Annotated in this window: 21 protein-coding genes; 17 read left to right on the top strand and 4 right to left on the bottom strand. The window is 44.5% G+C overall.

Annotation, left to right across the window (positions count from 1 at the left end):
* Nucleotides 1-11 precede the first annotated feature (11 nt).
* Nucleotides 12-821: a DUF6492 family protein gene (locus tag ACX9NY_RS09395; RefSeq protein ID WP_339242531.1), complete on the bottom strand. Its 810-nt coding sequence runs from the start codon at nt 819-821 to the stop codon at nt 12-14.
* A 203-nt stretch (nt 822-1,024) separates the two neighbouring features.
* Here ACX9NY_RS09395 and ACX9NY_RS09390 point away from each other — a divergent pair, with 203 nt between their 5' ends.
* The 5 genes from ACX9NY_RS09390 to ACX9NY_RS09370 all read left to right on the top strand — a co-directional run bounded on the left by ACX9NY_RS09390 (nt 1,025) and on the right by ACX9NY_RS09370 (nt 7,792).
* Nucleotides 1,025-1,789 carry a YheC/YheD family protein gene (locus ACX9NY_RS09390; RefSeq protein WP_339242533.1) on the top strand — a complete coding sequence of 255 codons (765 nt, stop codon included), beginning with the start codon at nt 1,025-1,027 and terminating at the stop codon, nt 1,787-1,789.
* A 198-nt stretch (nt 1,790-1,987) separates the two neighbouring features.
* Complete coding sequence (locus ACX9NY_RS09385; RefSeq protein WP_339242535.1) at nt 1,988-2,728, top strand: LytR/AlgR family response regulator transcription factor; 741 nt, start codon at nt 1,988-1,990, stop codon at nt 2,726-2,728.
* Complete coding sequence (locus ACX9NY_RS09380) at nt 2,729-4,030, top strand: GHKL domain-containing protein (protein WP_339242537.1); 1,302 nt, start codon at nt 2,729-2,731, stop codon at nt 4,028-4,030. It abuts the gene before it with no gap.
* 111 nt (nt 4,031-4,141) lie between these two features.
* Complete coding sequence (locus tag ACX9NY_RS09375) at nt 4,142-6,193, top strand: serine hydrolase domain-containing protein (protein WP_339242539.1); 2,052 nt, start codon at nt 4,142-4,144, stop codon at nt 6,191-6,193.
* A 192-nt stretch (nt 6,194-6,385) separates the two neighbouring features.
* Nucleotides 6,386-7,792, top strand: coding sequence for an outer membrane protein assembly factor BamB family protein (locus ACX9NY_RS09370; RefSeq protein WP_472478313.1), 1,407 nt, complete (start codon nt 6,386-6,388; stop codon nt 7,790-7,792).
* A 71-nt stretch (nt 7,793-7,863) separates the two neighbouring features.
* On the opposite strand, the gene ACX9NY_RS09365 is transcribed toward ACX9NY_RS09370, so the two are convergent.
* Entirely contained in the window at nt 7,864-8,538 is a 675-nt protein-coding gene (locus ACX9NY_RS09365; RefSeq protein ID WP_472478311.1) for a class I SAM-dependent methyltransferase, read from the bottom strand.
* Between the two features lie 243 nt (nt 8,539-8,781).
* Here ACX9NY_RS09365 and ACX9NY_RS09360 point away from each other — a divergent pair, with 243 nt between their 5' ends.
* From ACX9NY_RS09360 to ACX9NY_RS09350, 3 genes are all read left to right on the top strand, one after another.
* Nucleotides 8,782-9,762: an SDR family NAD(P)-dependent oxidoreductase gene (locus tag ACX9NY_RS09360; protein ID WP_472478309.1), complete on the top strand. Its 981-nt coding sequence runs from the start codon at nt 8,782-8,784 to the stop codon at nt 9,760-9,762.
* 265 nt (nt 9,763-10,027) lie between these two features.
* Nucleotides 10,028-10,918, top strand: a complete 891-nt coding sequence (murB, locus tag ACX9NY_RS09355) for a UDP-N-acetylmuramate dehydrogenase (RefSeq protein ID WP_472478308.1) — start codon at nt 10,028-10,030, stop codon at nt 10,916-10,918.
* Nucleotides 10,919-11,064: 146 nt separating this feature from the next.
* The gene (locus ACX9NY_RS09350; RefSeq protein ID WP_472478306.1) at nt 11,065-11,760 is read left to right on the top strand and encodes a hypothetical protein; all 696 of its coding nucleotides are present in this window, start codon (nt 11,065-11,067) and stop codon (nt 11,758-11,760) included.
* Nucleotides 11,761-11,784: 24 nt separating this feature from the next.
* On the opposite strand, the gene ACX9NY_RS09345 is transcribed toward ACX9NY_RS09350, so the two are convergent.
* Complete coding sequence (locus ACX9NY_RS09345) at nt 11,785-12,564, bottom strand: DUF817 domain-containing protein (RefSeq protein WP_472478304.1); 780 nt, start codon at nt 12,562-12,564, stop codon at nt 11,785-11,787.
* A gap of 256 nt (nt 12,565-12,820) precedes the next feature.
* Between ACX9NY_RS09345 and ACX9NY_RS09340 the strand changes: the two genes are divergently transcribed.
* The 7 genes from ACX9NY_RS09340 (at nt 12,821) to ACX9NY_RS09310 (ending at nt 18,254) form a co-directional block, all read left to right on the top strand.
* Nucleotides 12,821-13,165 carry a YojF family protein gene (locus ACX9NY_RS09340; protein WP_339302526.1) on the top strand — a complete coding sequence of 115 codons (345 nt, stop codon included), beginning with the start codon at nt 12,821-12,823 and terminating at the stop codon, nt 13,163-13,165.
* Entirely contained in the window at nt 13,165-13,863 is a 699-nt protein-coding gene (gene bshB2 / locus ACX9NY_RS09335) for a bacillithiol biosynthesis deacetylase BshB2 (RefSeq protein WP_339242556.1), read from the top strand. The genes ACX9NY_RS09340 and bshB2 overlap by 1 nt, the downstream gene beginning before the upstream one ends.
* Nucleotides 13,864-14,177: 314 nt before the next feature.
* Nucleotides 14,178-15,566 (top strand): right-handed parallel beta-helix repeat-containing protein, encoded by a 1,389-nt coding sequence (locus ACX9NY_RS09330; protein WP_472478301.1) that lies wholly within the window; start codon nt 14,178-14,180, stop codon nt 15,564-15,566.
* On the top strand, nt 15,563-16,144 hold the full coding sequence (locus ACX9NY_RS09325; RefSeq protein ID WP_339242559.1) for a nitrous oxide reductase accessory protein NosL: 582 nt from the start codon (nt 15,563-15,565) through the stop codon (nt 16,142-16,144). Before ACX9NY_RS09330 ends, ACX9NY_RS09325 begins: the two co-directional genes overlap by 4 nt.
* 28 nt (nt 16,145-16,172) lie before the next feature.
* A complete protein-coding gene (locus ACX9NY_RS09320) occupies nt 16,173-16,994 on the top strand; it encodes an ABC transporter permease (RefSeq protein ID WP_339261416.1) in 822 nt (273 codons plus the stop codon).
* Nucleotides 16,987-17,700 carry an ABC transporter ATP-binding protein gene (locus ACX9NY_RS09315; protein WP_339261077.1) on the top strand — a complete coding sequence of 238 codons (714 nt, stop codon included), beginning with the start codon at nt 16,987-16,989 and terminating at the stop codon, nt 17,698-17,700. The genes ACX9NY_RS09320 and ACX9NY_RS09315 overlap by 8 nt, the downstream gene beginning before the upstream one ends.
* A gap of 11 nt (nt 17,701-17,711) precedes the next feature.
* Nucleotides 17,712-18,254 (top strand): TlpA family protein disulfide reductase, encoded by a 543-nt coding sequence (locus ACX9NY_RS09310; protein WP_472478298.1) that lies wholly within the window; start codon nt 17,712-17,714, stop codon nt 18,252-18,254.
* 188 nt (nt 18,255-18,442) lie between these two features.
* Here the strand turns inward: ACX9NY_RS09310 and metE are convergent, their stop codons facing one another.
* A complete protein-coding gene (gene metE, locus ACX9NY_RS09305) occupies nt 18,443-20,737 on the bottom strand; it encodes a 5-methyltetrahydropteroyltriglutamate--homocysteine S-methyltransferase (RefSeq protein ID WP_472478296.1) in 2,295 nt (764 codons plus the stop codon).
* Between the two features lie 192 nt (nt 20,738-20,929).
* Here metE and ACX9NY_RS09300 point away from each other — a divergent pair, with 192 nt between their 5' ends.
* Both ACX9NY_RS09300 and ACX9NY_RS09295 read left to right on the top strand, forming a co-directional pair.
* Nucleotides 20,930-21,553 (top strand): hypothetical protein, encoded by a 624-nt coding sequence (locus tag ACX9NY_RS09300; RefSeq protein ID WP_472478294.1) that lies wholly within the window; start codon nt 20,930-20,932, stop codon nt 21,551-21,553.
* Between the two features lie 207 nt (nt 21,554-21,760).
* Entirely contained in the window at nt 21,761-22,249 is a 489-nt protein-coding gene (locus ACX9NY_RS09295; protein WP_339261081.1) for a GNAT family N-acetyltransferase, read from the top strand.
* Nucleotides 22,250-22,268 lie beyond the last annotated feature (19 nt).

Here is a 22,268-nt window from a genome sequence, read left to right as displayed (position 1 = left end):
CCTCCTTACGCTCAGGGAGCTTTACTATAGATTTTCCGTTTATGAAAGGAAAGAGAACGGTATTTAAGAGCCAGATTACGGATTTGTTGCTCTTTTAACGAAGAAGCGTTCACATTCAGACTTTTATTCATGGAACTTCTAAGGGCCATGCTGCCAGGGTTTTTCGTATACATAAAATTGGCATACGTTTCATACTCGGAGAAACCAAACTGCTTTTTCTTATTGATATTGGAGATGATCGCTTTGTACCATGGCAGCTTATGAACATCTTCAATTTTCTGTTTTAAGGCAGCGAGTTTCGATTTGTCGAACAGCATATAATGGGTGACAAAAGAGCGGGGACGTGGAGCTTTCATGCCTAACAACTTGCGGTAGGTATTGAAATATTCCGGCTGGCTCCAGTCACGGCAGTAAAAGACGGTTTTGCCTTCTACAAGAAATGTATGAGGCTTAATCATTACGGTATCCGCATCCATGACTAAAAAGTGCTTTGCCTTCACAATGGAATCTCCGTTCATTTTGAGCAGCTGCTGATATAACCAGCCTGACCGATTCCATCGGGAGGACTGGTAGTGTATCTCGTCTTTGGTTAGAGGCAGGACGGATCGCTCATTAACAAAAATGCAGTTTTTAAGGGAACAAAGTTTTCTGATTTTGGAGCTGACCGGAGAAACAATATATATGCTTCCGATGGGATGCTTCACGTAACGGCGAATGTTATCAATGACGTGGGGAAGAGTAGCCAGATCTTTCTCGATCGCTGGTATAAGAACATCAATCTTGGGCGCAGCATTTAACTGCATTCCACGCTGAACGGACATCTTCTCAACTCCTTGCACATATCGTTATGACTTCTTCCATGGTATGTGTGCAAAAGTGGTTTGGTCAGGGCATGTGCTAATATACATTTTTTACGAATAGGGGCTCTTGTAGAGGGTTCCTATATCGGTATGACATATAATGCATGCAGGATCTTGATCAAACAGCAGGCTTTGATGCGGCTGCTGAAGGAAGAATGTACGACATGGGAGTTGATAAATTGCAGCCATTAAGAAGCAAGTGGTTAAAAACAAAATTGATTATTAATAATGAATCTATTAAACCGTTTATCCCAGACACACAGAAATATAACAAAACGAATCTGAAATTTATGATCAGCAAGTATGGAATGGTCTATATTAAACCTGAGAGAGGTACTTTCGGGATGGGTGTCATTAAGGCTGAAATGGAAGATCATCAACATTTTGTCTATCAGCATGATCAAAAACGTCTGACTTTTAACAGCTTTGAATCGTTCTATACCAGTCTGACACGTTTGGTGAATAAAAGAAGCTATCTGATTCAGAGAGGAATCCATCTTCTTAAGCACAATAACAGACGTTTTGACATCCGAGTCATGATACAGCTAAGCCCGACCAAGCAATGGGAAGCTACCGGAATCATCGGCCGACTGGGTCATCCAAAGAAAATCGTAACCAATTATCATAGTGGTGGTACACCGATGGATATTCACAAGCTGCTACAATCACATGCATCCACTAAACGTAGGAATGAACTGGTTAAGGAGATGAATGAGCTTAGCCTGCGCATAGCTCGTCATATGAAAAAAAAGTACTCGTATCTAATGCAAATTGGTGTAGATATCGGCCTTGATCATAGTCTGAAACCCTGGATTATTGAGGTAAATGTCAAACCCGACCCATATATATTCAATCAATTAAAAGACAAGACAATGTATCGCAAGGTAATACGATTTTACCGCCATGCTGTGCCCAAAAAAACAGAATAACCGACCGGACTTTTCATAGAAATGGCTGGAGAAGGTTTCAAGTTCAAGAGTCGCCAATGTGGCGACTTTTTTTGTTGATCTGCGTTTTAGGGTCGGAATAATGCATCTCATCCTAATTCGACACTGAAACCTATGCTAAAATAGTATATTCGAGAGTGAAATTCAGAGTCGATGTTGATGAAAGGCGGATGTCCCTCCATGTTTAATATTGCAATCTGTGATGACGAGCAGCAGCAGCGAGATCGTGTGAAATCAATGCTGGTCTCCTTATCTCTAAAAACCAATTTTGATTTTCAAATTAGCCTATTCACATCTGGAGAACAACTGCTCTCACACTACAGAGAGGTTGGGGATACATTTCATATTCTCATCTTGGATGTGGAGATGGGTGGAATGAACGGAATCCAGACCGCTAAAGAGATCAGGAATATGAAGTTTCTGGATGTACAGATTATGTTCTTGACCAGTTACCCGGAATACATGGTGGAGAGCTTCGATGTCATCACTTTTCAATATCTGATCAAGCCAATACAGCCGCAAGTTTTCGAGGAGAAGATGATTAAGCTGTGTCAATATTTTCAGGCATTGGAGAAAAAGTATGTGCTGATCAAGTCAGACTATGATGAATTGCTGCTGAAATATGATGACATCCTCTGGATGGAGGTCGTCAAAAGCTTAACGATCAAGAACAAGTTGAATGTGGTGACACGAGAAAATGTGCATGAGACCAAAGGTGTTTTATCCAGCTATGCTTCCGGTTTGAAAGACCATGGTTTTTTACAGATTCATCGCTCGATTATCATTAATTTGATGCACGTGCAGAAGTTTTCCGGTACTCAAGTCGTTATGTTAAATGGGACGGAGCTGCCCATAGGCAGATCCAAGATTAAGGAAGTCAAGGATGCCTATACCAAATACATGATTATGAGGGTTCAGTAAATGGACATGTATATGATGTTTTCTATCATCTTCGTGACCTTACTTATGGCTTTCCAGGCAAATTTTTATTTTGACTCTGTGTTGGGGAAGTCCAAGCGGAAGCCGCGTAGAGCAGTCTATTTCTTGGTATTTGTGCTGTTGGATTACTTTTATTTGGCAACTTCCTTCTCCGACCTCGTTTCGACAGCGATTGCCCTAGTATTAATCTTCAGTCTGGCACTATCCTATGATGTGGAGCTTAAAATCAAGCTTGTGTTTACCATCCTGTATGGGGTTCTGATTACAATGGCGAATACGATAGCTGTATATATTCTAGGCGTTTTGGAATCCACAGGAGACTTCATCTCATGGGAACAGTTCAATGGTGAAAATCACTGGATTCTCTCCAAGGTGATGCTGCTTGGTTGCAGTATCATGTTCATTGTTATTCAAATTGTACGTCTAGTCGCGAAACGCAGAGGTTTTGCTGTGCATTATCGTTATTATTTGTTGTTTCTCATTGTGCCGATAATTACGATCTATCAGATCAATGTGGCCTCCATCTATAGTGAAAAAAACATTTTCTACGTCTTTTCTGTACTAGGCTCTCTATTTCTCAATGTATTCATTGTTTATGTATTTGATAATATGGTGGAAAAAGCACAGCTCACGCATGAAAATACCCAGTTACAGCGTCAGATGGATTACCAGGATGCCAATTATGAGAAGACCGTTCATAGTTTTAAAAATATTAAAAGCATCATCCATGATATCAATCAGCAATTTTTGTATATAGATGAATGCATCAAACGTAACGAACTGGTGGCTGCTGGTGACCATATCCAGTCTACATTGAATACCATTGAAGGTGCGTATCAGCGGGTGAATTCCGGCAATCTGGTCATTGATGCTCTTGTTACAAATACCCTGGCTATGGGGCAGGCAAACGGAATCAAAATCGACACCAAAATCCAACTCCACTCGCAACATATCCAAATCGATCGTTATGATCTGTGCGTGGTGCTTGGTAACATGCTCGATAACGCAATTGAAGCCTCCAAGAAGGTTAGACAGGCGGAGGATCGATATGTCCTTATTGCACTTCACTCCACATCATCTGCACTTGTCATTCAGATTATGAATCATGTAGAGAAACCGATCGTTGAGTTGAAAAGTGAAAAGCCAAATCCCGAGTACCATGGCATCGGTCTAACCAATATCTCGAGAATATGCGAGAAATATGGCGGACATATGAGTATTGAACATCCGTCTCGGAAGTTTAACAACATGGTCGTGCTTCCGTTTCACACCGACAATCCCTGAACATACCGTTCGGGGATTGTTTTTTTCCATTCAGGGTCCAATTGCGTTCGATCTGTCATTTACCGGATATGATGAATTCATTCATAAGAACATTTGAGGGAGGACATTGGGATGAAAAAATTAATTAGTCTTTTATGTACAGCCGTGATTGTAATTACGCCGATGACAGATGTCAGCGCAAAGGAGAATACCAGTACAACGATTGAGACACGGGCGGAGCAGATCGCCACGGAGATGGTGCAAAACTATGGTGTCACCAGTGTACAATATGCGATCAGGGACGAAGGGAAACTCATTTTATCAGATAGTGTTGGATTGCACGACAAGGCATCACAAAAACCAATAGACAAGGAAAGCATGTATGGCATAGGTTCGGTTAGCAAAATGGTTGTTACGGCAGCCGCCATGAAGCTGGTTGATTCCGGCAAAATAGATCTGGATGAGCCGCTTACTTCGTATATCAAAGACTTTAAGATGGCAGATCCGCGATATACTCAAATCACACCGCGCATGTTGATGAATCATTCATCCGGTCTTTACGGTACACATTATGGAAACAGTATGTTGTTTGACGATAATGACACCCGCAATCATGACGAGCTATTACTCAAACTCCAGTCCGAAAAACTGAAATCCAAGCCGGGAGCCTATTCTGTCTACTGCAATGATGGCTTCCAGTTGCTGGAGCTTATGGTGGAACGGGTGAGTGGGTTATCCTACAGCGAATATATCGACCAGTACATCAGCGAGCCACTGAAGTTGGAATCAACGAAGACGCCAATGGATGACTTTGATAGAAAAAAGTTATCTGAGACCTATTGGCCAACACTTGCAATGAAGATGCCAACCGAAAATGCAAACATTATCGGTACAGGCGGAGTGTACTCCACCGCAGAGGAGTTGAGTCAATTCGGAGAGGTTTTGATGGGGAATAGACCGGATATTCTGTCCGAATCTGCTGTGAAGGCCATGCAAGCTCATGAATATCGTAAGGGCATCTGGGTATCAGATGAGCAAAATACGATCAATTATGGCTTGGGGTGGGATGCGGTGGATCTTGCACCGTTCAGCGATTATGGGGTTACCGCACTTGCCAAAGGCGGAGATACCATGATGTATCATGCCGTGTTAATCACGATACCTGAACATGATATTTCAATGGCGGTCTTATCTTCCGGTGGATCTTCCGTTTACAATCAGATGTTTGCCAGCAAAGTGCTACTGGAAGTTCTGGCGGATCAAGGTATTATTGACAAGGTGAAGCCCGATCAGACCTTCTCGTCACCCGATAAAGTGAAGATGCCCACAGAATTAAGCACGTACTCCGGTCTCTACGGTACGGTAGGAGAGACGTTGGATATAAAGATCGAGGATGACGAGTTCAAATTGCCTGCATTGCTGGGTGGAATTATTCCAGAGCAGAACTATGTGTACACAGGTGATGAACATTTTACAAGTACAGATGGCAGCGTGAAAGCCAGTTTTGTGAAGGAACGTAATGACAAGGTGTATGTTAAAGTTCAGGCCGTGATAACGTTACCTGGGATAGGCCAAACCGTAATGAACACGTATGATTATCAAAAACTGGATCAACATGCGCTGGACGCAACAACAAAAGAGAAATGGACAGCTCGTGACGGCTCGAAATATTACGCACTGGATGAAAAAATAACATCGATCTTTTATCTGCTTCCATCGATGCTGATCAAAAATCTGTCTGTTGATGCCCAAAATGGTTACGCCAATGGCACGGAAATCTTGGATGCGAATAATGCGAAGAACATCGCCCAGATTCCTGTGATGAACGGAAGAGATGCTTTCGATCTACAATTTTACACGAAAAATGGTGCCGAGATTTTGATCCAGGATGGGCAGGAATACATTGCAGAGGATGCAATTACGCCAATCTTTGGTGGAAAAAAAGGAATTACGACTATCCCGGCTAATGGTCAAGCAAGGTGGTATGCCATCGATTCCCGATCGGCGAACAAATCCATCACGGTGAATTCTCCGAACAGCGGAGGTTACGCAGTGTATGATGATCAAGGAGTAGTGGTTGATTTCTCTGTAGCAACCAATCAGGAATCAACGAAGCTCCCGAAAAGTGGTTTTATCGTTTTTGGTGGCAACGCCGGTGATGTATTCCAGATTGAATTAAAGTAAAGCAGGGACCTCATTACAAAATCACGTTCCCAACGTTGTCACATAACTAATGTCGTATTCAGGAAGTCGCCAACTGGCGGCTTTTTGATTTTTAGAATAATTTAACAATCGAGTAACTTTTCGGCCTCAATGCTCGTTATATTTTATGTAGTTATATATTAGGCTCATTTATCACAGGAGGAATCACTTTCTATGATCAATCGACATAAACGTCACACAATGAAGCATTATAAAAGAAGTGCAGGCAGACCCATCATTGCTGGTCTTACTGCCGGAATGCTGATGGTTCATGGAGTCATCGGCGTACTGCCATCTCAGGCACATGCTGAAGCATCGGATGTATCCATTCGTAACTGGTATTCGTATCAGCGAATCACTGTACCTGAACTGAAACCTACTTGGACAGCAAATGTAGATAACTATTTGAATATGAATGAGACGTACATCGGAGCAAGTGCCATTGCAGAAGAGGGCAAAGTATTCACGTTTGCTGGATCGAAGTTGGTGGCACTTGATGCGACAACAGGTAAAAGGCTCTGGACTTACGGCAAAGATCTGACACCTTATATCACCTATCAAAGCGGCGTCCTTTACGGACTGACCAGTGATCATAAGCCTTATGCCTTGAATGCAAAAACAGGCAAAGCAAAATGGCAATCTGTCACATCCACCTGGATTGATACGGTTCAACGTACAGAAGTGTTGGTGCCAACAATGGATACGCTCTACGTGATTAAAGGAAGTACAACGTTTGCACTGGATATCAAGTCAGGCAAATTGCGTTGGTCGGCAGATGAACCATTAGGGGAAGGTCATGGTACTGAGTATCTGGAAGAAGCTAATGGTGTGGTGCTGAGAACTTTTTTTGTTCAAGGAGCACTTACGTCCACTCAGCTTAATGCATACGACAAGAAAACAGGCAAGAAGCTATGGGGTCATTTTGGTCAGGGGGAGGCTCTTCAGATCAAAGACGGTCTTGTATATTCAGCGGATTACTATTCTCCAATGTTGGGAGATGATGACGAATCTTCGCCTGAACGCAAATGGAAAGTTAATGCGTACAACCTGAAGACGGGTGTGTTAAAAGGAAGTCAGGAATACACCTGGAAAATCCCTGGTGATCCACCGTATGAAAATGGGTATGGCGGAATTTTTACGAGTAAAGATAAACTATACATTTTGCAAGGGGATAAAATAGCCGAGTATTCATTGACTTCAACCAAGTCTGAACCCACGCCACTTCGAACTTTTCGTAGCCCTTATGGAGAAAATATGGTGTGGGTTGGCATTACACAGGAACGGTTGATCTTCAGAAACGCCAACACGGGAGAACTCACAGGCATTAAGCTGGCTAATGGTCAGGAGGTACAGTGGCATGGTGATGCCCCCGTTTCTCAGATCGATGTTTACGGTAAAGGAATGTATCGAGCGCAACGTAACGGCACCTTACTTGCACTTAACATGATGACGGGGCAGCCTGCTTTTCGAGTATCCACTGGTGGTGACCTGCACAACACGACGTTGAAGACAAACGGAATGATTATTATCCAGGCTGAAGGCAAACTTCTTGGCGTTAAGCTTCCAGCATCGCTGAAATAATTGTTTCAGAATGAAAATTATAGGGAGAAGACCGGATCATGGCATAGCTTGCGCCTCTAATCCGGTCTTTTTTATTTTTGCGCGTAAAATACCGCAAAGTCCAAGGATTTGTACATGCAATCAACCACAGGAAACCCCGCTTCTTCCAACCACATAAACTGATCCTCCAGCGTGGCATTGATATCCACCTTGCGTCTTTCAATCGAAGCCGAGATGGCTTCCTCAGACAAGCCACTTTGATGAATTGCTTCTAACCAGCGCTGGCGGTAATAGGTGTCCGTATCGGGAGTTCTTCCTTGAACCTGATCTGCGTTGATGAAGCGACCACCTGGTTCTAACAGCTTATGTACAGTTTCAAACACCTTTTTCTTGTCAGCGTGGGTCAGATGGTGAATAGACAGGGAGGAAATAATCATATCGTAGGAACTGGTGAAGTTGTAGCTTGAGTAATCTCCAACCAGGTACTCTACTTGTGTAGCATCAGCAAACCTTCGATGTGCCCCTTCGAGCATCTGATCACTAATGTCGATCAGGGTTAATCGTGCGTTGGGGTACTTTTGCAGGACCAATCCGGAGAGAAGGCCCGTTCCTGCACCCAGATCAAGAATACGTGGCGAATTAAGCGAACACTCCATTAGATTCAGAGCCATTCCATAAAAATCATCAAAACAAGGGATAAGCTGTTTTCGTTGCACATCATAATCTTGGGCTACCTTATCGAACAGCTGCTTTACTGAGAGTTCCATATGCTCATCACTCCTTGAGGTTTTCTCCATAGTTTACAAACTGGAAGGAAACAAGGGAAATACCAATTATGGATAAGTTCATAGGCTGGAACTATGGGTTCCGAGTCAAAAGGTCGCCAACCGGCGGCTTTTTTCAGATTGAACGGAGACGTTAAGACGAATGATTCGCTGTATTTGACCTAGAGTGTACTCTAAGGTGTAGACTTGCATTAGATAGAAACTATTTCAAAGGAGACAGATGAGATGACACAAGAAGATACCTTTAAAACCTTACAACATAAAATTGGCTCAGGATTCGATCATCGGAGTACAACAGAGGACGTATTAAGTAATATTGATCTGACAGGACAACTTGCTATTGTAACAGGGGGTTATTCCGGCCTGGGGCTGGAGACGACACGCGCACTCGTCCAAGCAGGAGCTCACGTCGTTGTCACGGCACGCCGGCCAGCTGTTGCCCAAGAAGCTCTATCCGGACTGTCCGGTGTGGAAATTGACGAACTGGATCTCGCGGATCTCTCAAGTGTTCGTGCCTTTGCCGAGCGGTTTGTGGCGAGTGATCGCAACATCGACATGTTAATTCTCAATGCGGGCATCATGGCTTGTCCGGAGACGCGTATTGGTCCTGGATGGGAAGCTCAATTTGCAACCAATCACCTAGGCCACTTTGCATTGACTAATCTGTTATGGCCAGCACTTGCAAATCAGGGTGGGGCACGTGTTGTTTCCTTGGCATCAGCGGGACATCATTTCTCACCGATTCGTTGGGATGACATCCAGTTTGAGCATGATTATGAGAAATTCCCTGCCTATGGACAGTCCAAAACAGCAACCATTTTATTCAGCGTTGAGCTGGACAGACGTGGTGCTGAACAGGGAGTGCGTGCGTTCTCGGTTCATCCAGGTGGAATTATGACGCCGTTGCAGCGTCATATGCCTAAAGATGAGATGATCGCATTGGGCTGGATTGATGAATCTGGACAAGTGGCCAATCCTGCATTCAAAACACTTGAACAGGGGGCGGCAACGCAAGTCTGGGCAGCAACTTCTCCTCAGCTTGAGGGCAAAGGCGGTGTCTACTGCGAGGATTGTGACATCAGTGAATTGGCTCCTGAGGATGGAGGTTTCTATGGGGTGAAGAAGTATGCGATTGATCCTGAGCAAGCTCTTCGTCTATGGAAACTGTCCGTAGAGCTGACGGATACGGATATCCCAACCACGTAAAACCTTGATTTACACAATAATTAAATTGAGATTCACACTAAACGCTACTGAAGTTTTCAGTAGCGTTTTTTTTATTTTGCTCATACTATTTGAGAAGGTAACATCCCTCATGGTTAGGTGAATATCATATATCAGAACAGAGGGAAGAAAGGATACATTATACGGCTCAGTGAAGTGAAATAAATGTGATGGATTGTAATGTGAGTGCTTTTCCATTTAAAATAGAGGAATCATGTTCTTTTTGAGAACGCAGGGAGAGAAAATCATGAATATTTTTGAGCAACACATACCTTTAGAAAAAGTAAAATTCAATGAACCGCTAAAAAATCACACGTTTATTAAAATTGGTGGTAAAGCAGATATCCTCATCCATCCAACAACGATAGACGAAATCACTAAAATCGTAGAGATTGCCAACATACATCAATTGCCGCTGACGGTTATTGGCAAAGGCTCCAACGTCATCATCAAAGATGGAGGTATCCGAGGTGTAACCATTTCCCTTAGTCATTTCGATCAAATTAAAGTGAGTGGAGACAGTATGATTGCGCAAAGTGGCGTTGATATCATTGATGTATCCAGGCTTGCTTTGGAGCATAGCTTAACCGGTTTGGAATTTGCTTGCGGTATTCCCGGAAGCACGGGGGGCGCACTCTACATGAATGCGGGTGCCTATGGGGGGCAGATCGAAGATGTTGTTGAACGAGCGACTGTGATCACCAAAGACGGTACAGTATTGGAGATCCCTCGAGAAGAGATGAAGTTTGGTTATCGAAATAGTCTCTTCAAGATGGATCACTATATCATACTGGAGGCCGAATTCGGGCTCAAAAAAGGAAACAAGGAAGATATTGCAAGCAAAATGAATGAATTAACGTTCCTGAGAGAATCCAAGCAGCCGCTTGAGTTCCCCTCTTGTGGAAGTGTATTTAAACGACCCGAAGGACATTTTGCCGGTAAACTGATTCAGGATTGTAACTTGCAAGGCACTCGTATCGGAGGTGCAGAGATCTCCATGAAACATGCGGGTTTTATCGTAAATGTGGATCACGCTACTGCCCAGGATTACATGGATCTGATTCAATTTATTCAGAAGAAAGTATATGATACGTTCCAGGTTGAATTGGAAACCGAAGTGATCTTCCTGGGAGAATAGCTTCGATGAATACTTGAAAGGTCGCCGTTGGCGACCTTTTTTGATTGGACACATTGGATTCGTACAAGAATCCATATACTAATTATGGTAATATTAGAGTGATTGTTTTTAATATTTCATCGTTTTTATAAGGAGTGCACTCGGAGATGTCCAAACGTAACAGGAGAATCCTGCTAATCATCACAATGGTAATTGTACTCTCGCCCTTGTCAGTCCTGACATATATGTATATGAATGAACGTGCAGGGGGGTTAGCCGATCAACGCATATCTAAAGTTTGGGGATTAAGTGAACCTATACAGATTCCTATAGCGAACAGTCCTGAGAGGGCAGTTCAGGAATTTAGAGGTGAGTTTTATACCTCCCAATTTATTCATCAGGAGGCTGTAGACGGAGGCATGATTTTGTTCACACAAAAAAAGGGTCGGGAAAACAACAGTAATCTTCAGATGGAGTATACTCGCAAGAACATGTTCGGATGGAAATGGGTATGGGGTGGAGGTTATTCCATAAGTAAGGGTCTACACACCAAGTTTGCTTTGAATTATATGAATATACCGAAGTTGGATAAAGTCTCGGCCCCGTTTCCCATGTTGTTTGGTGACATCGTAGACCCAACCATCAGACGTGTAACTGTTGAAATCAAGCAAAATGGAAAACCAGTAGAGATAGAAACCAAATTAGTTGAGGTGGGCCTAGAGCACCTGATCTGGTATGCCTTCTTGCCACCCGCAGCAGATATCCCATATACAATTCAAGCTTATAATGTTGAGGGCGAACTTATAGCAAGCAAGCGAATTGAAGATGCGAATGACAGCGGCTCATTGAATGTTGAACGATGATGCATATGGGTGTGATGATGGATATTACGCAGGATCATCTGTTGTTCGATTGGCTTTCACATATTTGAGCTGCGCAACGATGATGACGCTGATGATCACCAGCAGGAACCACGAACTGATCTTGCTAAAGCTAACCAGTTGCCAAGCATCATGTTGATCAGGATATTTCCAGCCATTGAAGAATGTAGCGATATTCTCAGCAGTCCAGATGAAGAAACCAACAATGACAAAAGCAATGGATAACGGCATTCGATAGGTCGTTGCCCGTACCCGGTAGATAATCCACGTTTTCCAGAAGACAATAAATACAAGCACCGTTAGCCACCAGCGAAAATCGGGAATAAAATGATGGGTGAAAAAGTTGATATATATGGCTGCACCGAGCAGACCGGAAGGTAATATACCAGGCCATCCAGTCATGTCCATTCGCAGTCTTCGCCACACCTGACACATAAAGCTGGCTACACTTGCATACATGAATCCACTATATAGAGGGACACCAAGGATTTTGGTGTACGCCGGCTCAGGGTATGACCATGAGCCCATCCATACTTTATAGATCTCCAGCGCCAGGCCAATCATGTGAAATACACAGATGACCTTGATTTCATCCCGGGTTTCCAAGCCGCTTCGATACATCAGGTACTGCACAACAAGCAATACCAGCAGGATCGCATCATATCGATAAAGAAAAGGAACTGGGATGACGCTGGATAGGGCCAATGTGCCAAAGATCGCTACAGGAAATATGCAGCTCATCGCCTGATGATAGCCGAAATGCAGTAGCTGTACTATAGGTTTCATTTCAAATTCAACTCCTTTCCAAACACGTTGGAGCCAGATTTATTTAAGATTTAGAATGTTTATCATAGGCGTTTTTTTGCCTACATTTCATCATATAGATATTTCTGTGAATAAAAAGAGAAAAAAACGCACAAATCTGTTCTTGTTTTTCAGCATTGTATCCCTCAACCGTGATGACTCGGTCCTTCCATGTATATTCTCTCGTGGTTATGTTAAAATGGAATTCGAACAATTATCAATAGACAAGGAGGCCGCCATGCAACCGATCAAACCTCAAGATATTCAGCTCCGAATCAGTGAACTTGCTGATCAGGACTTATACGTACATCTGGAACTCACGTCAGGTGCATATGCACATCATTATGATAGCTCGAAGCATCCGGCATCGGCATTCATTACCAATGCGGCCATACGATATACGCAGGGCTCCATTTCGGGTACGGGTCCATACCGGGTAGGTCTAAAAACCACTCAGGGATGGATATATGCCGAGGGTCTTACACATATTGACGAACAGGAAAACGAAAGACTTATTCTGGCTGGTCACGACACTCAAGGCAAGCTGGTTGTCGCGTTACAACTGAGTCGGGAGATGTTCTGATGAAAGTGGAGGATGGAAAAACCATGAATACGACACACAATGAGCATGAGCGAATCTTGGTGGTGTATCCACATCCGGATGATGAAGCTTTCTCTGTATCGGGAACATTAGCCAAATACATAGATGGCGGTGCCCATGTAACCTACGCTTGTCTGACACTTGGCGAGATGGGGCGCAACATGGGCATTCCTCCCTTTGCCAACAGAGTCACATTGCCTGCGATTCGCAAGCAAGAACTGATTGAAGCTTCCGCAGCGATCGGAATCCAGGACTTAAGAATGCTCGGTTTTCACGATAAAATGATTGAGTTTGAAGACCCGCAGCTGCTCGACGATTGTATTATGGCACTGCTTGAGGAACTGAAACCGTCGCTCGTCATCACCTTCTATCCGGGCTTCAGTGTTCATCCCGATCATGATGCTACGGGAGAAGCCGTCATTCGCACGATTACTCGTCTTCCTGTAGCTGAGCGGCCAGTGGTTCACTGTGTTGCGTTTTCGAATAATCATGAACAGTTCATTGGCACAGCAGATGTATTCGTTGATGTGACTGGATTTTTAAGTCAAAAAATGGCATCAATTCGTGCCCATCGTTCCCAATTCCAGGCAGCAGAGCTTGTCGGAAATCGTGAGCTCGATGATGAAGAAATCAAGAAACGCTTTGGTAGAGAAAAATTTTGGACCTATCCATTTGAATAATCGGATCACTTAGAAGTCGCCATTATGGCGGCTTTTTTTGTTACATCACAATATCGACACAAAAATGTGCTGTCTATAGCCTAATTGAGCTATATGGAAAAAAATTCGTTTTAAGTACACTGTGATCAGGATTGTGATAACGCTTCATTATTGGGTTGTTCAATGGATGAGGAATAAGGATGAATGATTCTGAGTGAAATGGAGGGATGGTGTGTACAGCCAAAGTATGTTTGAGATTGACGTAAGATCTGTTAAACACAACGCCGCAGTATTACACCTCAGCAACAAGGAGCCAGATTTGCGCGGGATGAATCATGAATAATTTTGGGGAAAGGTTGCGTGTGTTTGGCTGTTGCAAGAAAAGCAGGGGCCTGGTCCTGCCTTTTCTAATTAGCATGTTGATTGCCCTATTGTATTTCCCGCAGGGAAAGGCCATGGCCGCCTCTGTAGAACGTGATCTCATTCCCCTTCAGCCAATGATTGACCGTTCTGCATCCGGAGATGTCATTGTACTTGAGTCAGGCCGATATGCAGGCCCCATAACGATTGATAAGAACATCACCATTCAGGGCGATCCTACGGTCATTGTTGTTAACGCGGAAGCCACATCTACAATAATGATTCGTTCGGATGGGGTGAAGTTGAGAGGTTTTACCATTGAACATGGTGCGAATGCACAGACTGCAGCCATTCAGGTTGAAGGGAACAACAGTGAGATCACGGATCTGCATATTCAGACCCAGGGTTTTGGGATAATCATCCGGAATTCAAGTCAGGCGGCGATTCAGCGGAACAAGATCACGTGGGTGGGGTCTGGTTCTGCAACCAGTAGCCAGAAGGGCAATGGAATTGATCTGTACAACGCCCATGACAGCTACATTGAAGGCAATGAGATCATAGGCATGCGGGATGGCATCTATCTGGAGAACAGTCGCATATCTACCGTTCGAAATAACAGGCTGTTACATACAAGGTATGGCATCCACTTTATGTACATTGACGGCTCTTCTGTCATGGACAATACCGGAGAAGAGAACATGACAGGTGCCATGATCATGGGCGTCAAGAATACGGTTATATCGGGCAATTCTTTTCGCAAACAAAGTACCCATGTTCATTCCCAAGGCATTCTGTTGTATGACGTACATCAATCCTCTGTACTCAACAATGTGGTGGAGGGCAACCGTGTCGGTATGAATATAGCAGAATCCTCGGGCAATGAGATCCGTGGCAATGCGGTACTTCGGAATTTTGTGGGCATTCAGCTGGTTCTGGCAGAAGATAACGAATTTACACATAACCAATGGGTCTCCAATGTTATTGAGGCTTCGGCTTTGGATAGCCCGAACAATGTCATGATGGAGAATTACTGGGACTCCTTTCAGGGGCTCGATCTAAATCAGGACGGAATCAGTGAGATTTCCTATGCCATTAATCCTTTTTATGAGCAACTGGTCAGTCGAAATTCTGCGTATCAGCTCTTTTTTCAATCACCGGGCATGGTCTTTCTGAGTGACTTGTTTACAGAAGGCAGAGAACAATGGACTACTGACAAGTCGCCACGAATGAGCATGGATAATGGATCTGATCTGCACATAACAGTGGAAACAGCTACAGGTACCCATATGGTTTGGATCATTGGGCTAGCTTTGCTGGGTATAGCGACTTTTATCATTATCTATATGGGGGTATCACGAAAATGAACAAAAGCTTGAACGGAAGATGGTCAATGCTTATGGTACTTATGTTTGGCATCGTATTATTAACAGCTTGCGGAACAAAATACGCGGCATTGCCGATCAATGAAGAGGTCGATATCTGCGCGATATGTAAAATGCAGGTGAAGGACGATGCATATGCAACACAGCTCACTACGAAAGACGGCCAGAATTACAAGTTTGATGATATCGGTTGCATGAACCAGTGGAAAACAGAGAATGGCACAGATAACATCGGCATGGACTATGTGCGTGACTATAATGACAAGGAATGGATTGAATACAGCAAAGCCACGTATGTATATGATGCTTCATTGCGCACGCCTATGGCCTATGGAATTCTAACTTTCAAGGACAAGCCATCGGCTGAAGCGTTCGTTGCAGAGCAAGGTGTGGGGACCATTATGACTGCTGAGGATCTTGCATCACATGACTGGAAACAAAATACAGAGAATATGGACATGATGGGTGAACATGGGCACGGAGAAGAGGGTATGAGTGACGAAGGAATGAGTGATGAGACACACCAGGAAGATGAGACGAAAGAAGAGTCAGGTCACTAGGTATGACCATAGAAAATGGTGATCAATGATGGCAGATATGATACAGATTGCAAGACGGGAAGTGAAGATGGGATTTCGCAATCCCTGGGCGTATTCGTTTCTGATTCTTTTTTGCACATTTAGCTTAAGCTTGTTACTCCTGAATTCGCAGAATCTGGTTCAAGGATATTCGGGCACAACAGGTTCGATGCTGAATCTGATTCTATACCTTTTGCCATTAATGACGCTGTTCCTCGGTTCCTTCTCACTAACATCCGAAAAGGAAGATGGCAGTTGGCAACTGCTGGCGACATATCCCATTGGTACGATGCCCTTTATTGTGGGCAAGTATGTCGGGTTGTCGATTGTATTGATTACCATTGTTGCGTTTGGATACGGCCTGATGGGAGTGATTAGCGGAGTAGTCGGGAATCCACTGGATGTCATGACATATCTTCTCTTTCTGGCATTCTCGTGTGGACTGGTGTTGTTATTTCTGACACTGGCTCTATTCCTCGGTTCGTTGTCGCGCAATCGTTGGCAGGCATTAACCATCTCGGTGACCGTATGGTTTTTCACAGTCATTGGATGGCCAACGTTACTGCTCTCAGTATTGGGATTGATGCCTTATCTGTGGGTCAAACCGATGCTGGTTATGCTAACGTTCATTAATCCGGCTGAGCTGGTGCGATTGTTCGTAGTCATCAAACTGGGAGGCGGATCCATTCTAGGGCCTGAATATTATCAATGGGTGGAGTGGGTGCAGCAACCCAGTGGCAGTTGGATTTTCATCGGGATATGTCTGTTCTGGATCACCTGCTCTGTCCTGACCATATACGCGATCTGGGAGAGGGGGCGTTCTCATGGATAAGGTGGGACTCGAAGTGATGGGATTGGGAAAATCCATTAAAAAGAAACGTATTGTTGAGGATATCTCCTTTCGCATGAGTTCCGGTCAAGTGCTTGCCCTCTGTGGAGGCAATGGCGCAGGAAAGAGCACGGTGCTGCGTATGATCGCTGGAATTCTTCGGCCTACCACGGGTGACGTTGTAGTCAACAATATTCGTTGGTTGAAGGAGCGCAAACATTATTCACAGCAGATTGGATATATGCCGGATGATTATCAATTTAATCAGGGATTAAGTGCGGAGGAAATGCTTCTGTTCTGGGCTTCTCTGCGGAAAGTTCCCAAGGGGAGAGTACAGGAAGTACTGACTATGGTAGGTTTGGAGAATCAAAAGAAAAACCGGGTTACGACTTTCTCCAAAGGTATGCGCCAACGTGTGTTATTTGCTCAAGCTGTACTGTCCAAACCTCCATTGCTCATCATGGATGAGCCAACAAATGGATTGGACCCGTTCTGGATGCAGGAATTAGCTCAGCTCCTCAAGGGTATCAAGCAGGAAGGCCACATGGTCGTGTTCTCAACCCATCAGCTGGAGATTGCAGATGATATTGCGGATCAGGTGATATTCATGAACCAGGGACGTAGTGTGGGAGAGGGCTCCACCCGTGACTTTCGTGATCAATTCGGTTCGCTCCATGCAGCATTTCATCAAAGTCTTGGTTTAAAGTGAAGGTGAGTTCAGTGCAGAAGAAGAATCTTAAGAGCAGACGTACTCTTACAATTTTGATTGGATTGATCGCTTTGTTAGCAGGTGCATGGGCTATTTTTGAAAATGTATCGACACCTGAGTCAGGGCGAGCCAATATGATTCAAGTAGGTGCAAGGGCCCCTGAGTTCACAGCGGTTAATTCAGCAGGCGAGCAAGTGAAGCTGTCGGATTATCGGGGCAAAGCCGTCATGATTAACTTTTGGGCTTCATGGTGCACGCCCTGTGTAAGGGAGATGCCGCTCGTACATCAGATTGCCCAGGACTATCAGAATGATGTGGCAACCCTGTTTGTTAACGTGGGGGAATCAAAGGGTACGATTCGTGAGTTTATGGATAAGCAAGCGTTTAATTTTCCGGTCATCATTGATGTGACGGGTAACATATCAGGGATGTATCGTATTACGGGTTTGCCCGCTACGATGGTTATTGATAAGGAAGGGAAGTTCCGTCACATATTGCTGGGCGAACTTACTGAAGACATCCCTTTACAGCAATGGCTGGAAGAGAGTATTTAGTCGTAAGAGTTGGATGGTGAGAAAAGCGGCAGGAACCCCCAAGATCGCCCAAGATCCCTCATAATACAAGTGAAATGAAGGTGCGTTAAAAGTAACTACAAAAATTTAAGCACATAAAAAGCCTGACACCCCTTTAACGAAGGAGTGTCAGGCTTTACTTTTTTAAATATGCTGCTTCGCAGCAGAGATTACAATACAGCAGCGGAAGCGTAATTGGTACGGGCGATTCTGGTTGCATCCACCATGTTACGGAGGGAAGCCACGGTTTCTTCCTGTCCACGGGTTTTTAATCCGCAGTCCGGGTTGATCCAGAACAGATTCGGATCAAGAACACGCAGGGCGCGTTCAATCATGCTGCTCATTTCATCCACACTTGGAACCCGTGGACTATGGATATCATATACGCCAAGACCAATACCCAGCTCATACGTATTTTCTTCAAAACTATGAATCAGTTCGCCGTGACTACGGGATGTCTCAATAGAAATGACATCTGCATCCATGGCTTCGATGGAATCAATCATGTCATGGAATTCGCAATAGCACATATGCGTATGAATTTGGGTCGTTTCGTGCACCGTGCACGTGGAAATGCGGAACGCTTTGACCGCCCAGGCCAGGTAATCGGCTTGTTCATTTTCCTTCAGCGGAAGCCCTTCACGAACAGCCGGCTCGTCAACTTGAATCATGCCAATGCCTGCCTGTTCAAGTGCTTCAACTTCCTGTCTTAGCGCATACGCCAATTGATAGGCAATCTGCTCCCGAGCAATGTCTTCCCGTACGAACGACCAGTTCATGATGGTAATTGGGCCAGTCAGCATGCCTTTAACAGGGCGATCGGTCTGCGATTGAGCATATTTCGTTTCTTCTACCGTCATTTCACCCGTGAACGCAACATCCCCGAAGATAATAGGCGGCTTCACGCAACGTGAACCATACGACTGTACCCAGCCGAACTGTGTAAAGGCAAAACCGGCAAGTTTCTCGCCAAAGAACTCAACCATATCGGTACGCTCAAACTCACCATGTACCAATACGTCAATTCCGATCTCTTCCTGAAGCTTAATCCAGATATCAATCTGCTCCCGGATGAAGGCAGCATACTGTTCGTTGTTCAACTCGCCTTTTCGCCACAACTGACGTGCTTTTCTGACTTCAGCAGATTGTGGGAAACTGCCAATCGTTGTTGTCGGGAAAAGTGGCAATTGCCATTTGGTCTGTTGGGCTTCATGACGCTCTGCAAACGGACGGGAGCGCTCTGGCTGTTGAACACTTATGGAAGCAACGGCTTTCTGTACAGCTGTGCGGTTCCGATCTTCGGATTGCTGAAGTGCCTGAAGGGGAAGCTCTGCTTCGTCTATTTTGGCTGTAATCTCTGCACTTGGTGAATATAGGGCTGTAGTCAAAAGAACAATCTCATCCAGCTTTTCATCTGCAAACGCAAGAGCATTTTTCAAATCAGATGTAAGTTTTGCCTCACGTGCAGTGGTAACGGGCACATGCAGCAGGCTGCAGGATGATTGCACGATGATACGTTCAGACGTTACGACTTCAGCCAGTTCATTCAGCAACTTCAGTTTGCCTTGAAGGGAAGCTTTCCAGATCCCACGTCCATCAATAATACCTGCTCCGAGCACTTTGTCAGCCGGGAAACCGGATGTGCGAATGGATTGTATGTTACCAGAGAGTCCGTGTACAAAATCTAGTCCTACCCCTTGCACTGGCAATGACACAATGTCACTGTAGTTTTCGACAGATTCAAAGTACGTTTGCAGCATGATATTCAGGCCCGGCACGGCCGCCGCAAATGTCTCATATATATTATTCAGACGCTGTACGTCTTCATCATCTAATTTGGTGACCAGAATAGGTTCGTCGATCTGCACCCACTGAACACCTTCACTCGCAAGTTCCTGGAGTAATTGAGTGTAAAGTGGAAGCAAGCGATCCAGCCATGCGTCAGTCTCGGATTTATCATAGCCTTTCGAGAGCTTCAGGAAGGTTAATGGTCCAACGATGACCGGTTTTCCTTCAATGCCGAGTTTTTCTTTTGCTTCACGATAAGCGAGAAGTGGCTTGTTCTCCGTCAGAGTTGGGGAAGCCCCCTCCAGTTCAGGTACGATGTAGTGATAGTTGGTGTTAAACCATTTTGTCATTTCGCTCGCTGCGGCATCTTTCGTACCCCGGGCAATGCCATAATATACGGACAACGGAACCGAGCCACCATCATAAGCAAAACGTTTAGGAATAATGCCGAACATCACGGCCGTATCCAGTATATGATCGTAATAACTAAAATCATTAACCGGAATGAGGTCGATGCCTTTTGCTTGCTGTTTACACAAATGATCGATACGGATCTCTTGCAAACGTGCGTGAAATTCTGTTTCCTCCAATTTTCCTGCCCAGAACGCTTCCAACGCTTTCTTCCATTCGCGATCAGCACCAATACGCGGATATCCCAATACACTACTTTTCGTCATTGTTTAAAACCCCTCTGCTTTTATGTTACACAAAATTTATCACAGATCCGGAGTTATAACGTAATTCCATTAAATTATACCTAGTTATAGCCTGGGGCTATATCAAAGAGATCATTACGTTTGAAATAGACACCACTAATGTTACAATGATTAACTATGTTCATACGAATGATTGAAGGGAAGGCGATAAGCATGAATCTGTATCACATCCAGTCTACCGTGCACGGAATCAACAGAGTAGCATCATTTTTGGAAGAAAATTATATTGGTATCGCTTGGTCCGGTACAGGAGATCTGGAGCAAACACCCCCGGAGCTATGGAAGGAACAGTTGGTTCAACACGCTAGCTTGGATGAAGCAGAATTGGCGAGAGCACTCGGGACATTACATATGTTTGCCAACCTCATGCAGGATGGAGATTATGTATTAATTAGCGATGATGAATGGACGTATGTGGGGGATATCGGGGATTATTATTACGACGATTCCGCTGGTACGGAAGAGGACTTGATCTGTCACCGCCGCGGGGTTACATGGTTGGGTCGTATTCCTCTCGCTGAGCTAAATGACAAAGTTCAGGCACTGCTAAAAGATTCATCCACGCTTGCAAAGTTTGAGCATCCCGTTTCACAAGCACAGCTGGATCGCGGACTTGCAATCGGCATAGCAGCTGAAGCAACACACACTCTCTCAACAGGAATAGATGAAGCTACAATTCAAGCAGCTATTCATGTGCTGAAGGAAGCGTTGCACAGTGAAGAAGAAGAGCTGCGAATTCGTGCGGCTACAGCCATTTTGCAGTATGCCAAACCATAGTAACATGCAAAATGTTAGAGAATAGTCGTGATTAATATAGGAATCATTCATGTCAAAACAATTTCAAATTTTCCAATTCTGGAGTGAGTTGAGGCGTACTTATAGAAATATTCAATGGATGGGGGAATTGACGCTTGCTGTTGGGAATGATAATTTAGACATATCATTAAAACCAATAAGTCCAATGAGATAAAGGGGGTATGTAGGGTGACACACATCGTGCATGCAGCAGCTGAAGATATTCGCAGCGAGGATTCGTTGCAATTGATCAAGGAACTGAGTGAAGAACTCGGTTTGTTATATGGCGGTGATGGAACGGCGGGATTTCAACTGTCCGACGTTGAAGTGCCACGGGCGGCTTTTATCGTTGCGAGGATCGACGGGTACCCGGTTGGTTGCGGAGCACTTAGACCCCTTGATGAAACATCTGTAGAAGTTAAACGCATGTATACACGCAGTGGCTACCGCCGTAAGGGGATAGCCCAGGCTATTTTGGCTGAGGCGGAGCGTCTTGCAAGCGAACTTGGTTATACCAACCTGAAACTGCAAACCGGTCCATTACAGCCGGAAGCTGCAGCACTATATGAGCGCGTAGGGTATTATCGAATCCCTGTATTCAGTGGCAATTGGGATAAAGTGTTGGCCTACCAGAAAGATCTGGTACACGAAAAGGTAAATGTTACGCACGAATCATAACTTCCGTTATTGAACGGAT

The organism is Paenibacillus sp. CB74 (genome assembly GCF_055687625.1).
Note: the sequence above shows the minus strand (reverse complement) of the source record. Positions and strands in the feature narration are given on the sequence as shown.

Coding starts and splice junctions, on each gene's coding strand:
- metE (WP_472478296.1), bottom strand. CDS start 20,737: ATGACGAAAAGTAGTGTATTGGGATATCCGCGTATTGGTGCTGATCGC.
- ACX9NY_RS09340 (WP_339302526.1), top strand. CDS start 12,821: ATGCAACCGATCAAACCTCAAGATATTCAGCTCCGAATCAGTGAACTT.
- ACX9NY_RS09360 (WP_472478309.1), top strand. CDS start 8,782: ATGACACAAGAAGATACCTTTAAAACCTTACAACATAAAATTGGCTCA.
- ACX9NY_RS09380 (WP_339242537.1), top strand. CDS start 2,729: ATGGACATGTATATGATGTTTTCTATCATCTTCGTGACCTTACTTATG.
- ACX9NY_RS09330 (WP_472478301.1), top strand. CDS start 14,178: ATGAATAATTTTGGGGAAAGGTTGCGTGTGTTTGGCTGTTGCAAGAAA.
- ACX9NY_RS09375 (WP_339242539.1), top strand. CDS start 4,142: ATGAAAAAATTAATTAGTCTTTTATGTACAGCCGTGATTGTAATTACG.
- ACX9NY_RS09325 (WP_339242559.1), top strand. CDS start 15,563: ATGAACAAAAGCTTGAACGGAAGATGGTCAATGCTTATGGTACTTATG.
- ACX9NY_RS09395 (WP_339242531.1), bottom strand. CDS start 821: ATGTCCGTTCAGCGTGGAATGCAGTTAAATGCTGCGCCCAAGATTGAT.
- ACX9NY_RS09300 (WP_472478294.1), top strand. CDS start 20,930: ATGAATCTGTATCACATCCAGTCTACCGTGCACGGAATCAACAGAGTA.
- ACX9NY_RS09385 (WP_339242535.1), top strand. CDS start 1,988: ATGTTTAATATTGCAATCTGTGATGACGAGCAGCAGCAGCGAGATCGT.
- ACX9NY_RS09365 (WP_472478311.1), bottom strand. CDS start 8,538: ATGGAACTCTCAGTAAAGCAGCTGTTCGATAAGGTAGCCCAAGATTAT.
- ACX9NY_RS09350 (WP_472478306.1), top strand. CDS start 11,065: ATGTCCAAACGTAACAGGAGAATCCTGCTAATCATCACAATGGTAATT.
- ACX9NY_RS09390 (WP_339242533.1), top strand. CDS start 1,025: ATGGGAGTTGATAAATTGCAGCCATTAAGAAGCAAGTGGTTAAAAACA.
- bshB2 (WP_339242556.1), top strand. CDS start 13,165: ATGAAAGTGGAGGATGGAAAAACCATGAATACGACACACAATGAGCAT.
- ACX9NY_RS09370 (WP_472478313.1), top strand. CDS start 6,386: ATGATCAATCGACATAAACGTCACACAATGAAGCATTATAAAAGAAGT.
- murB (WP_472478308.1), top strand. CDS start 10,028: ATGAATATTTTTGAGCAACACATACCTTTAGAAAAAGTAAAATTCAAT.
- ACX9NY_RS09320 (WP_339261416.1), top strand. CDS start 16,173: ATGGCAGATATGATACAGATTGCAAGACGGGAAGTGAAGATGGGATTT.
- ACX9NY_RS09345 (WP_472478304.1), bottom strand. CDS start 12,564: ATGAAACCTATAGTACAGCTACTGCATTTCGGCTATCATCAGGCGATG.
- ACX9NY_RS09315 (WP_339261077.1), top strand. CDS start 16,987: ATGGATAAGGTGGGACTCGAAGTGATGGGATTGGGAAAATCCATTAAA.